This window comes from Paraburkholderia phenazinium (genome assembly GCF_900100735.1).
Classification (GTDB): Bacteria; Pseudomonadota; Gammaproteobacteria; order Burkholderiales; family Burkholderiaceae; genus Paraburkholderia; species Paraburkholderia phenazinia.
The window spans coordinates 119,913-132,667 of sequence record NZ_FNCJ01000020.1 but is presented as its reverse complement, the minus strand read 5'-3'; the positions used below and the strand labels follow the sequence as shown (position 1 = coordinate 132,667).

Below are 12,755 nucleotides of genomic sequence, written 5' to 3'. Positions count from 1 at the left end.
GTGACGGGGCGCGATCGGAAAAGCGCGATTCCTCATAAGCAAGTTCCAATTCGATAGTAGGCGTGGCGAGCCCCGGCTGTTCCAATAGACGGTTCAACCTGTTCGCCACAAGCGTTACGCAGGCTGTGCGCCTCTCCGTCAAAAGGGAGTGAAGCGCTGCGGGCGGACGGGTGTCACCTCTGTCGGTACGAACCATCATGTCCACTCTCGAGTCTTCTTCTGCCGCGGCGCTTCTACCGCGGCGCCCCGACCCAGCGCGCGTGCAGCGCATTGCCGATGATGCGCAAGCGCTCGCTGCCGCGCGCACCCTGGCTGAACAGTTCGCCGCAGGCGCACCCGAGCGAGACCGCAAACGCCTGCTGCCCTGGGCCGAACTGGATCTCTGGTCCGACAGCGGCCTGGGCGCGATCACGGTGCCGCGCGAATACGGCGGCGCCGACGTGTCGTATGCAACCCTGGCGGAAGTCTTTGTGATCCTGTGTGCGGCCGATCCGGCGTTGGGCCAGATTCCACAGAACCATTTCGGTGTGCTGGGCGTGCTGCGCGAGATCGGCACGCCGGCGCAGAAAGCTCGCTTGTATGGCGAGGTGCTGGCCGGCCAGCGGCTCGGTAATGCCGGTCCGGAACGCCGCTCGGCGAGCGTCAACACGATTCTTCAGGGTACGACGCGCCTCACCTCGACTCCCGATGGCTTGCGCCTGAACGGCCAGCGTTTCTATTCGACCGGTGCGCTGTTTGCGCATCGCGTTCCAGCCCGCGCAACGGACGACGAAGGCCGCGCCGTGCAAGTCTGGGTGCCACGCGATGCACCGGGCCTGACGGTGGTGGACGACTGGAGTTCGTTCGGCCAACGCACGACGGCTAGCGGCACGGTGACGTTCGAGCAGGTGCCGGTCGATCCGCAAGACGTGCTGCCGGTCTGGCAACTCGCCGATCGTCCGGGCCTGTTCGGACCCAACTCGCAGTTGATCCAGGCCGCGATCGATCAAGGCATTGCGCAAGCGGCGATTGCCGATACGCTCGCCTTCGTTCGCGAACGTGCTCGTCCGTGGGTCGATTCGGGCCTCGAACATGCGACCGACGACCCGTACATCATCGCAGACGTCGGCCGTCTGCAGATCGACCTGCACGCCGCGCATGAGGTGCTGCAGGAGACAGCGCACACGCTCGACGCCATCGCCGCTTATGAATCGATCGACGCTGAGGCGAGCGCACGCGCCTCAGTCGCGGTGGCCGAAGCGAAGATCCTGACCACCCGCATCGCGCTGGAAGCGAGCGAAAAGCTGTTCGAGCTGGCCGGTTCCGCCTCCACGCGCGCAGCACACAACCTCGACCGCCATTGGCGCAATGCCCGCACCCATACGCTGCACGATCCGGTTCGCTGGAAGTTGCATCTGCTTGGCAACTATCACCTGAATCACGTGCTGCCCGCGCGTCATTCGTGGAATTGAAACATGACTCTCGATCTCTCTGTAGAAACACGCGCCGAGGTGGCGGCGAATTCACTGCCTGCCGAACTGCGCCCGCCTGTGACTCCTGATTTGATTACTGACGACGCGCAGGCTCTGCTGAGCGCGCGGCGCCTCGCTGCGGAATTCGCACCCGAAGCCGCGCTACGCGATCGCGAACGCCGGCTGCCGTGGGCCGAGCTCGATGCGTTCGTCGCGAGCGGTTTGTGGGGCATCACCGTGCCACGCGAATTCGGCGGTGCAGGCGTGCGCAACGGCACGCTTGCCGAAGTGAGCGCGATTATCTCGGCGGCGGACGGCTCGCTCGGCCAGATTCCGCAGAACCATTTCTACGCGCTCGAAGTGCTGCGGGTTGGCGGCAGCGTCGAGCAACAGCGCTTTTTCTATCAACGCGTGCTGGCGGGCGAGCGCTTCGGCAACGCACTCGCCGAAATCGGCCACAAGGATTTCAAGCGCCGCACGCGGCTCACGCGCGGGGCCGATGGCTGGCATGTCGATGGCAGAAAGTTCTATTGCACCGGTGCACTCTACGCGCACTGGATTCCCACGCTGGTGGTGGCAGATGATGGAGGCCGCGACGTCACTTATCTGGCCTTCATTCCACGCGACACGCCAGGCGTGACGGTCACCGACGATTGGGATGGTTTCGGCCAACGCGTCACCGGCAGCGGCTCGGTGCAGTTCGAGCATGTGCGTGTCGAGCCGGAGTGGGTCGTGCCGTTTCAGGTCTCGTTCGAGCGAGCCACCACAATCGGACCGCTGGCGCAGATCATCCACGCGGCGATCGATCTAGGCCAGGCACGCGGTGCCTTCGATGCCGGCTTGCAGTTCGTGCGCGAGCGTTCGCGGCCATGGATCGACGCGAAGGTCGAGCGTGCCGCCGACGATCCGCTGACCATCGCGCAGTTCGGCGATCTTGCGGTGCGCCTGCGCGCGGCGCAGGCGTTGCTGCGCCGCGCGGGCCGCTTCGTCGACGCAGCCCAGGCGAACTCCACCGATCGCTCGGTGGCGGAGGCATCGGTCGCCGTGGCCGAGGCGCGGGCGCTGACCACCACCGTGTCGCTGGACGCGGGCTCGCGCCTGTTCGAACTGGCCGGCACCGCTGCCACGCTCGATGGCCTCGGCCTCGACCGTTTCTGGCGCAACGCGCGCACCCACACACTGCATGATCCGGTGCGCTGGAAGTATCATGCGGTGGGCAACTTCTATCTCAACGACAAGCTGCCGCCGCGGCACGGAGCCTTGTGATGGCGAAGAAACAGATTCTGCTCAACGCGTTCAACATGAACTGCGTCGGCCATATCAACCATGGCCTGTGGACCCATCCGCGCGACCGCTCGACGGACTATCGCCTGCTGCCGTACTGGACCAACCTGGCACGCACGCTCGAGCGCGGACTGTTCGACGGCCTGTTTCTGGCCGACATCGTGGGCGTCTACGACGTCTACCAGCACAACGTGGACGTCACCTTGCGCGAGTCGATCCAGTTGCCGGTCAACGACCCCACGCTACTGGTGTCGGCAATGGCGGCGGTGACCGAGAACCTGGGCTTCGGCGTGACGGTCAATCTCACCTACGAGCAGCCTTATCTGCTCGCACGGCGCTTTTCGACGCTCGATCATCTGACGCAAGGGCGGATTGGCTGGAACATCGTGACCGGCTACCTCGACAGCGCGGCACGGGCGATGGGGCTCAACGAGCAACTGCCGCACGACGAGCGTTACGAGCGCGCGGACGAGTATCTCGAGATTCTCTACAAGCTCTGGGAAGGCAGTTGGGAAAACGACGCGGTGCTGCGCGACAAGGCCGGCCGCCTCTATGCGGATCCGGCCAAGGTGCATCAGGTAAAGCACGCGGGGCGCTACTACAACGTCGAGGGCTACCACCTCGCCGAGCCGTCGCCGCAACGCACGCCGGTGTTGTTCCAGGCGGGCAGCTCCGGGCGTGGCCAGCACTTTGCGGCGCGGCACGCCGAATGCGTCTTTATCTCGCCGCCGAACCGGGCGGTCGGACGCGAGACGGTGTGCACGTTGCGCGAGCAACTGGTGCAGGCCGGGCGGCAACCGGACGACGTCAAGATTTTCGTGGGGGCGGCGGTGGTGACCGGCAACACCGAACAGGAGGCGCGCGAGAAATACGCCGACTACCTGCGTTATGCGAGCCGTGAAGCAGGGCTCGCGCATTTCGCGGCTAGTACCGGCATCGACTACGCGCAATACGATCTCGACGCGCCGGTCGACTATGCTCCCACCAACGCGATCGAATCGGCGACGCGCACGGCGAAGCAGCACGGCTGGACCCGTCGCACGCTGCTTGAGATGTTCGAGCTGGGCGGCCGCTATCCGGCCATTGTCGGCAGCGCTGCTCAGGTTGCGGACGAACTGCAGGCGTGGGTCGAGGAAACCGGCGTCGACGGCTTCAATCTCAGCCGCACGGTCGTACCCGAGAGTTACGAGGACTTCATCGATCTGGTGGTGCCGGAGTTGCAGAACCGCGGGCTGTACAAAACCGCTTACGGCGACGGTACGCTGCGCAACAAGTTGTTCGGCGAGGGCGACCAGTTGCCTGGGCGGCATGCCGCGGCGAGTTTCCGGCGCCAAACGGCCGAGATCCGTTAAGCGTAAATCAGCGCAAATACCCCTGACGCCTTGCGGCCCTGGTCGCAGGCGCCAAGCGCTCATGCCCGCGCGAGGCGGGCATGAGCGTCCTTGAACGCCGCTGAACCAGCGGCGTGACAGCAGGGCCGATAAAAGCAGGGCGCCTTAGAAGTCGAAGCCAGGGCCGCCCGCACCCGGACCGCCTGCAGGCGCCGCCTGTGCAGCATCCTTCGGTGCTTCGTACACCGTTGCATCGGTAGTCAGCAACAGTCCTGCGACAGAAGCCGCGTTTTGCAGCGCGGTGCGCGTAACCTTGGTCGGATCGAGCACGCCCGATTCGACCAGATCGCCGTATTCCCCGGTTTGCGCGTTGTAGCCGAAGTTGCCGCTGCCTTGCGAGACCTTCGCTACCACCACGCTGGCTTCCTCGCCGGCATTCGAGACGATCTGGCGCAGCGGCTCTTCAAGAGCACGCAGCACGATCTTCACGCCTGCGTCCTGATCCGGATTGCTGCCCTTCAGGTCGGCGATAGCGTTGCGCACGCGGATCAGCGCCACGCCGCCTCCCGGCACAACGCCTTCCTCGACGGCCGCACGGGTCGCGTGCAAGGCATCGTCCACGCGGTCCTTCTTCTCCTTGACCTCGATCTCGGTGGCGCCGCCCACCTTGATCACGGCCACGCCGCCAGCCAGCTTCGCAACGCGTTCCTGGAGCTTTTCGCGGTCGTAGTCGGAGGTGGCTTCCTCGATCTGCACACGAATCTGCTTCACCCGTGCTTCGATCGTCTTCGGGTCGCCGCCGCCGTCGATCACCGTGGTGTTGTCCTTGCCCACTTCGATGCGCTTGGCCTGGCCCAACTCAGCCAGCGTCGCCTTTTCGAGCGTGAGGCCGGTTTCCTCGGCAATCACTTGACCGCCGGTCAGAATCGCGATGTCTTCGAGCAACGCCTTACGACGGTCGCCGAAGCCAGGCGCCTTGACCGCGACCGTCTTCAGAATGCCGCGGATGTTGTTCACCACCAGCGTCGCCAGTGCCTCGCCTTCGACATCCTCGGCGATGATCAGCAGCGGACGGCCTGCCTTGGCAACCTGCTCGAGCACCGGCAGCAGATCGCGAATATTCGACACCTTCTTGTCGTGCAGCAGGATGAACGGGTTGTCGAGAACGGCGACCTGCTTGTCCGGGTTGTTGATGAAATACGGCGACAGGTAGCCGCGATCGAACTGCAGCCCCTCGACCACTTCGAGTTCATCGGCGAGCGACTTGCCGTCTTCGACGGTAATCACGCCTTCCTTGCCGACGCGGTCGATCGCTTCGGCGATGCGCTGGCCGATCGATTCTTCGCCATTGGCGGAGATCGTCGCCACCTGGGCAATTTCCTTGCTGGTGGTAGTCGGCTTGCTGATTTTCTTCAGCTCCTCGATCGCGGCGACCACGGCCTTGTCGATGCCGCGCTTCAGATCCAGCGGATTGAGGCCTGCCGCAACGTATTTCTGGCCTTCACGGACGATGGCCTGGGCGAGCACGGTAGCGGTCGTGGTGCCGTCGCCAGCGGCGTCGCTGGTGCGCGAGGCGACCTCTTTCACCAGTTGCGCGCCGATGTTCTGCAGCTTGTCGGCCAGCTCGATTTCCTTGGCGACCGACACGCCGTCCTTGGTCACGATCGGTGCGCCGAACGAGCGCTCCAGCACGACGTTGCGACCCTTCGGGCCCAGCGTGACCTTCACAGCGTTGGCGAGGATGTTCACGCCTTCAACCAGTTTCGAACGTGCGTTGTCGCTAAAGACGATTTCTTTGGCTGCCATGTTGTAACGCTCCCTTGTTATTGGTGGACGACTGCGACAATGTCTTCTTCCCGTAGCACGAGCAGGTCGGTACCGTCGACCTTGACCTGCTGCCCCGCGTATTTGCCGAACAGCACGCGTTCGCCGACCTTCAGGTCCGGTTCGATACGCTTGCCGTCGCTATCCCGCTTGCCGGGACCGACGGCGAGGACTTCGCCCTGGTCCGGCTTTTCTGCGGCGCTCTCGGGAATCACGATGCCCGAGGCGGTTTTCGTCTCCTGATCGAGACGTTTGACGATCACGCGATCATGCAAAGGACGTAGGCTCATTTAGATATTCCTGCAGTGGAGAATTTGGCACTCTTCGCTGGCGAGTGCTGACCGTGATTGAGTATAAGAACCGGCAGGAGGGCGCTCCAATAACGAATCCTCAAATGCTTATCCACGTTTTGCTGTTTAGGTTATGGGCCGTGGTGAGATATTGAAGGGGCGATCGGAGCGTGGGTGACTGCGGCAAACGCAGATTTGCATATATAAATTCCTCGTTTTGCCGATGCGGCGTGCATGGCTACCATGCAACGCTTCAGCTACTCGTGCGAAATCCGACATCATGTCCACCGTTGCTTTTCCGTCGACCAGCGTCGACACGCCAGCAGAGGCGGGAAGTGCTTCCCGTCCCGCCGTCATCCGCTCCGCTCAGGACGTCGCGCGTATCGTCAATGCGGGCGCCGCGCAAGGAAGTAACGCACGCATCGTGATTGCCATTGCGCTGGGTGGGGTCTTTCTGGATGCCTACGATCTGACCTCGCTCGCTTACGGCATCAAGGACATCGCGCGCCAGTTTTCGCTTTCGCCGGTACAGGTGGGCTTCGTTTCTTCCGCAATCACGTTCGGCGCCATTCTCGGCGCACTGTTTGGCGGCTATTTGACCGACCGGATCGGCCGTTATCGCGTCTTCATGGCGGACATGCTGTTCTTCGTGGTCGCGGCCATCGCTGCGGGTCTTGCGCCGAACGCGTGGGTGCTTGGTGGAGCGCGTTTTCTGATGGGTTTCGGCGTCGGCCTTGATTTGCCGGTGGCGATGGCGTTTCTGGCGGAGTTTTCACGCGTGGCAGGCAAGGGCAACAAGGCGGCCAGTGTGGCTGCCTGGTGCCCGGCGTGGTATGCCGCTACCAGCACCTGCTATCTGCTGATTCTCGGGCTGTATGCGATCCTGCCCGAACATCAACTGGGCTGGCTGTGGCGTCTGACGCTGGCATTCGGTGCGGTGCCGGCCATCGTGATTATTCTCGTGCGCAGCCGCTATATCAGCGAGTCGCCGGTTTGGGCGGCCAATCAGGGCGATCTGGACGAGGCCGCGCGCATTCTCAAGCGCACCTATAGCGTGGATGCCGTGGTGGAGCGCGGGACGTCACCCGTCAAGGCGCCGCGCGCCGCGTCGTGGCGCAACTATGGCGTGCTGTTCAACCAGACCTATCGCAGCCGGACGATTCTCGCGGCTACGATCGGCGCGGCCTCGTCATTCGGCTATAACGCGATCATCTTTGGCCTGCCTGTGATCATCGCGAGCTTCTTTCATCAGGGCCCGCTCACGACGATTATCGCAGCGCTGACGCTGAATCTGGCATTCGCGTTTGTCGGCGGATTGATCGGCGTGCGCACCGCGCCAACGGTGGGTGCATGGAAGATGACCGTACTTGGGCACTCGCTGCAGTTCGCATCCCTGATCGGACTCGCCTTGATTGGCAAACCCGGCAGCGGTGTACTCGTGGTGCTGGCTATCCTGCTGCTCGGCGGCTATCTGTTCGGGCAGGGCTTCGGGCCGGGGTCGCACTCGATGACCTACGCCTCGCTCAGCTATCCGACCTCGATTCGCGGGATCGGCGTGGGTTTCAACCAGACGCTGGTGCGCTCCGCTTCGACGATATCGCTGTTTCTGTTTCCGGTGCTGGCGGCCGCCCTCGGGACCAAAGTATTCTGGGTGATCGCCATTGCACCGTTGACTTCGCTGCTGGTGTTGCTGGCGATCCGCTGGGAACCGTCGGGGTATGACATCGATGCGGAGGACTATGTCGATCCGCTCGACGCCAGGGCAAACGCCTCTGCCTAGGAAGGCACGTCCAGGTAGCAACACATCAGCTTGATCAGCTCACGTTTTATCTTGGGCTGCGTCAATACTTCCCGTCGAGCGGCGTTGTGGATCACGCCCTCGACCGCGGACGACAGTATCTGCACGATCGTTTCGTTGACCTTGCCGTCTCTGTTTCCCTGAAACACTGCCACGAGCGCGCCGTACAGGTGCAAATACTCCTCCTGGAAGGCTTCGAAAGTCGATCGCGTCCCGTCTGGATTCGGCAAGTCGCGCAGGGTCCGATGCAAGGCCGGATATTTGCTGTGCACGCCGATCATATTGCCCACGAACTCAGCGACCAGATCCCTGGCTCCACGCCGGCTCTCGCAAGCACGCCTTAGTACCGTCAGGACGTCGTCGAAGTGACGGCGGCGGATCGCGTCCACCAAGGCAAGCTTGTTCGGGAAGTACTGATAGAGTGAGCCGATACTGATGCCGGCCACCTCGGCGACCTCATTGGTGGTGAATCCCGACCACCCCTGAGAATCCAGAACGCGAGTTCCTGCCTCCACGATTGTCTCTACCGTAGCCCGGGAACGGGCTTGGCGCGGCCTCTTCCGCATGGCGGCTTCAGGATCGGAAACGCGAGTAGACATGCAAGGGCCCCTCCAGAAATAATGTGAAAACTAAGCTCACATATTATTCGGATTGGGAGGTCGCCACAATGAGCGCGAGTGAACTACTGCTCAAGATGTTCCGCTATCAAGCGTGGGCCAATGGCGAACTAATGGAAGCAATGAGTGGCTTAAGCGCTGAGCATCATCCGGCGGAGCGCCGCTTTGCCATCCGGCTGATGAATCATTGCCTGGTGGTGAGCCGGATCTTCGCCGCTCACCTGCTTGGCAAAGGCCATCACTTCACGGCGGACAATACGCCGGGCACCCCGGAGCTTGCCGAGCTGCGTGCCGGTCTTGCCGCTATCGATCGCTGGTATCTCGACTATCTATGGATGGTGAGTCCGGCCATGCTTTCTGAATCTATCCCCTTTGTGTTCACCGATGGCAGCGACGGGTATATGACCCGCGAAGAGATGCTGACCCATGTGGTGACGCATTGTGGATATCACCGGGGCGAAGTAGGGCGCGTGATGGCCCAGGCTTCCGGTGAATCGGACGAGAGCATTTCATTGCCCCGCGACACCTACGCCGCGCATCTGCACAGGACGGAGCCCTCACGCCGGTTCCGTGGCCGGGCGCCTTTGCCCGCGGTTCATATCGCGCAGGAGCCGGCGAACGCGACCAGCCGTATGTTCCATGCGGCAGCGTTGCTGCTCTGGGACGTCTGACGCCCCCGGTTCCGCTCACGAAGCTTCTGTCGCAACCCCAGCCGAAAGCCAATCCGCAACCCGGCGGGATGCGCTCGCACCGCCCGTTGATCCCCTGGAGACGACTTGAACACCTCATCACCCCCTGCAGCACCGCCGCCGCCGCCCCCGCCTCTCACCGGCGGCAAGCTGGTTTTGGCCACCATCGCGGTGGCCCTCGCTACTTTCATGACCGTGCTCGATTCGTCGATCGCCAACGTCGCGATTCCGACCATCTCAGGCAATCTTGGCGTCTCGGTCGACGAGGGTACGTGGGTCATTACGCTGTTCGCCGCATCCAACGCCATCTCGATCCCGCTCACAGGCTGGCTTGTGCGGCGGATCGGCCAGATCCGCTTGTTCGTCAGTGCGATTTTGCTGTTCACCGCGGCGTCCTGGCTATGCGGTTTGGCGCCGACGCTGCCTTTTCTGCTGGGCGCGCGGATCTTGCAGGGGGCGATGGCGGGGCCGCTGATTCCACTCTCGCAAGCGATCCTGCTCGGCTCCTATCCGAAGTCGAAGAGTTCGATGGCGCTTGCGCTATGGGCCATGACCGCGACGGTCGGGCCGATTGCCGGGCCGCTCCTGGGCGGCTGGATGACCGACAGCTATAGCTGGTCATGGATCTTCTACATCAACATACCGGTTGGCCTTTTTGCCGGCATCGTCACGTGGATCATCTATCGCTCGCGGGAAACGCCAACCATGAAAGTGCGGGTCGATGCGGTCGGGCTCGGTTTGCTGATCACCTGGGTGGCATCGCTGCAGATCATGCTCGACAAAGGCAAAGACCTCGACTGGTTCGACTCGCCGGTGATCATCACGCTGGCCGTGGTCGCAGCGATCGGCTTTGCGGCGTTCGTGATCTGGGAACTGACGGAGACCAACCCGATCATCGATCTGCGGCTGTTTGCCGGCCGCAATTTCCTTGGCGGCACCGCAGCAATCTCAGTCGCCTACGCGGTGTTCTTTGCCAACCTGGTGCTGTTGCCGCAGTGGATGCAGCAATATCTCGGCTATCGCTCCATCGACTCGGGGCTGGTGATCGCACCATTAGGCCTGTTTGCGATCGTACTGGTACCGGTGATGGGAAAACTCGTGCCGAAGTCGGACGTCCGTATTCTGTCAACACTGGCGTTCGTCGGCTTTGCCGGTGTGTTCCTGATGCGCTCGTACTACACCACCGGCGTCGATACCTGGACGTTGGTGCTGCCCACGCTGCTGCAGGGCATTCCGATGGCGTTGTTCTTCGTGCCGCTGACGGTGATCATCCTGTCTGGGTTGCCGCCGCAGAAGATTCCGGCAGCAGCGGGCTTGTCGAACTTCGTGCGTCTGTTTGCCGGCGCGGTCGGCACGTCGTTGTTCAGCACGGGCTGGAACGACCGCACGATCCTGCACCACGCCCGTCTCACCGAGCAGGCCAGCATCAACAATCCGTTATTCCTCGGTGTGATCAATTCCTTGCAGTCGACCTTGGGCGGCGGCCCGGGGCGAGCGCTGGCGTTCTTTGAACGCACGCTGAACGGCCAGGCTGCCATGCTGGGACTCAATGACATCTTCAGGTTGTCGGCGGTGATCTTCATCGTCATCATTCCGCTGATCTGGGTCACCAAGCCCGTCAGGACCGATGCCGGTGCGGGCGGCGGCGGACACTAAGGCGGCGCTTGCCGTTACTGCGGCAGCCACGTGAACGGCTTGCCGATTGCAGCGGACGATGTGTTGCCGCAGCAATCGGCAATGCGCTATGCTCCTTCCTCTATTCCCATGTGGTCGGAGCCCGTTCGTCAGATGCCTACCGTCGCCAAGCAGAATGTGAGAACCAAGTCGCCGGAGAAGCGGCGCAACGACATCATGAACGCGGCGGAGAGTCTGCTGGTCGAGCAGGGTGTGGCGGCTACCACCGTCGATCAGATCACGGCTGGCGCGAACGTGGCGAAGGGCACGTTCTACCTGTATTTTGCGTCGAAGGACGAACTGCTGGGCGCCCTCGGCGATCGTTTCGGCCGCAAGCTGCTGGACGGCATTCAGGCCGCGGTCGCGAAACAACCTGAAGACGATCTGCACGCCAGGCTTTCTGCCTGGGCGAAGGCTTGTGCACTCGGCTACCTTGATTCGATCCGCGTGCACGACGCGTTGTTTTGGGACCAGTGGCCGCGTACGCGCGAAGGGCTGGTCGACAACATCGTGATCGACGATCTGCACCGGATGCTGAGTGAGGGCAAGAAGGTGGGAGCATGGTCGATTGTGGACACGCGGGCGGCGGCGGTGTTTCTGTTCACCGGCATTCATAGCGTTGTTGATAACGCGTACCTGAAGCAGAAGCGGGTGAATCGCGCGCAACTGGCGCGGACGGTGGAAGATTTGTTGCTGCGCTGTGCGGGGGCACGGAGGTAGTGATGCATTGGGCGCTATCTGGTCCTTGTCTATGCGATTTTCCTTATTGATCGTCACAGCAGCAATGCTGCTGTCGGTGTGTACTGCCGGGCGGCGCTCGACGCAGCCGGCCTAAAAGCCGCGGCCGGAAACAACTCCCCGAACGCATGCGGCGCGCCGTCGCAGATGAAAAGCTCGTACGGCTCCTGGGCCATGTGCAGCTGGTTAGTAAATCCGCCAATTTCCCTCCGGCTGATCAGGCGGTCCCAGTCGCCGATGGGAGCACAGCAACGGCGCTTTTAGGGACTGAGCGATATCAACCGGTGCCATGCGTTTGATTGATGTTCACAGCGCCGTATCCCCCGATTCACAGCTGCCTCGATTCTCGTCTCGCCGTGCGTCTATCCGTGCCCTGAAGTGAAGCTGGAGATCGTCCGTCTAATCATCGGACGTGCGTTTTTGTTCCGCAGACCTTGATTTCCGGCTTACCCGGCAACGGCAGCCGCGCAATTCTCTCTGCCTCTGCGCGCTTGAGTCCGAGCGCTTGTAGCACGACCGTCGTAGCGCGCTCGGCGAAGTTCTGTTCATCGAATCCATCCCTTTTTCGGCCACTAACCTGAGCGCTGCATCGAGCAGGCGTGCACGAGTCTCTCGCTTGCGAAGGGCGCCGCGCGGCTGGCGCCCTTCCGCCGCCTCGGCCGGAGCTGGCAGCTTTTTTGTGCGCTGCCCGGTTGAACGGGAGTTCGCGGTATCAGGCATCTCGGTTCCAGATTTCTGTAACGTCGAATTGTGGATTTATGAATCATGATTGACAATATCATCAGTTATGGGATGTAATGTCACTGTTGCGACCGGATCAGCGACCGCGTGGATAGACGAATTGAGTTGCGACGGCACCTGGAAAAGGGTGTTGCGGCGCTAAAGATGGTTCGTCCGTTGCCGTCCAGATCCACCAGCGCCGGGCTAGGGGCGAGGATCATTTTTACGCTCGTTCTTTAGCTGTTTCGTAGGAAGTGACCGCGTGCTATGACGAAGTGCGAAGAGTTGCAAGCGGTTTGTATTAGACGAATCGGGTAGGAATACTAAGTTGTAGGTATG

Annotated in this window: 10 protein-coding genes; 7 read left to right on the top strand and 3 right to left on the bottom strand. The window is 62.2% G+C overall.

Annotated elements, in window-relative coordinates:
- Nucleotides 1–197: 197 nt before the first annotated feature.
- The 3 genes from BLQ92_RS32150 to BLQ92_RS32140 are packed head-to-tail and all read left to right on the top strand — an operon-like array spanning nt 198 to nt 4,087.
- Nucleotides 198–1,451 (top strand): SfnB family sulfur acquisition oxidoreductase, encoded by a 1,254-nt coding sequence (locus tag BLQ92_RS32150; RefSeq protein WP_090692097.1) that lies wholly within the window; start codon nt 198–200, stop codon nt 1,449–1,451.
- 3 nt (nt 1,452–1,454) lie between these two features.
- Entirely contained in the window at nt 1,455–2,717 is a 1,263-nt protein-coding gene (locus BLQ92_RS32145; RefSeq protein ID WP_090692093.1) for an SfnB family sulfur acquisition oxidoreductase, read from the top strand.
- Entirely contained in the window at nt 2,717–4,087 is a 1,371-nt protein-coding gene (locus BLQ92_RS32140) for an LLM class flavin-dependent oxidoreductase (protein WP_090692088.1), read from the top strand. The genes BLQ92_RS32145 and BLQ92_RS32140 overlap by 1 nt, the downstream gene beginning before the upstream one ends.
- 144 nt (nt 4,088–4,231) lie before the next feature.
- On the opposite strand, the gene groL is transcribed toward BLQ92_RS32140, so the two are convergent.
- Together groL and BLQ92_RS32130 are read right to left on the bottom strand one after the other, a co-directional pair.
- The gene (gene groL, locus BLQ92_RS32135; protein ID WP_090692084.1) at nt 4,232–5,872 is read right to left on the bottom strand and encodes a chaperonin GroEL; all 1,641 of its coding nucleotides are present in this window, start codon (nt 5,870–5,872) and stop codon (nt 4,232–4,234) included.
- A 17-nt stretch (nt 5,873–5,889) separates the two neighbouring features.
- Nucleotides 5,890–6,180: a co-chaperone GroES gene (locus BLQ92_RS32130; protein WP_090692080.1), complete on the bottom strand. Its 291-nt coding sequence runs from the start codon at nt 6,178–6,180 to the stop codon at nt 5,890–5,892.
- A 280-nt stretch (nt 6,181–6,460) separates the two neighbouring features.
- Here BLQ92_RS32130 and BLQ92_RS32125 point away from each other — a divergent pair, with 280 nt between their 5' ends.
- The gene (locus tag BLQ92_RS32125; RefSeq protein ID WP_090692075.1) at nt 6,461–7,960 is read left to right on the top strand and encodes an MFS transporter; all 1,500 of its coding nucleotides are present in this window, start codon (nt 6,461–6,463) and stop codon (nt 7,958–7,960) included.
- On the opposite strand, the gene BLQ92_RS32120 is transcribed toward BLQ92_RS32125, so the two are convergent.
- Complete coding sequence (locus tag BLQ92_RS32120; protein WP_244896698.1) at nt 7,957–8,493, bottom strand: TetR/AcrR family transcriptional regulator; 537 nt, start codon at nt 8,491–8,493, stop codon at nt 7,957–7,959. The two genes, BLQ92_RS32125 and BLQ92_RS32120, sit on opposite strands and share 4 nt — an antisense overlap.
- Nucleotides 8,494–8,600: 107 nt before the next feature.
- On the opposite strand from BLQ92_RS32120, the gene BLQ92_RS32115 reads away from it, so the two are divergent.
- From BLQ92_RS32115 to BLQ92_RS32105, 3 genes are all read left to right on the top strand, one after another.
- On the top strand, nt 8,601–9,266 hold the full coding sequence (locus BLQ92_RS32115) for a DinB family protein (protein WP_244106264.1): 666 nt from the start codon (nt 8,601–8,603) through the stop codon (nt 9,264–9,266).
- Between the two features lie 105 nt (nt 9,267–9,371).
- A complete protein-coding gene (locus tag BLQ92_RS32110) occupies nt 9,372–10,940 on the top strand; it encodes a DHA2 family efflux MFS transporter permease subunit (protein ID WP_090692065.1) in 1,569 nt (522 codons plus the stop codon).
- A gap of 132 nt (nt 10,941–11,072) precedes the next feature.
- Entirely contained in the window at nt 11,073–11,678 is a 606-nt protein-coding gene (locus tag BLQ92_RS32105; RefSeq protein WP_175772519.1) for a TetR/AcrR family transcriptional regulator, read from the top strand.
- Nucleotides 11,679–12,755: the final 1,077 nt, after the last annotated feature.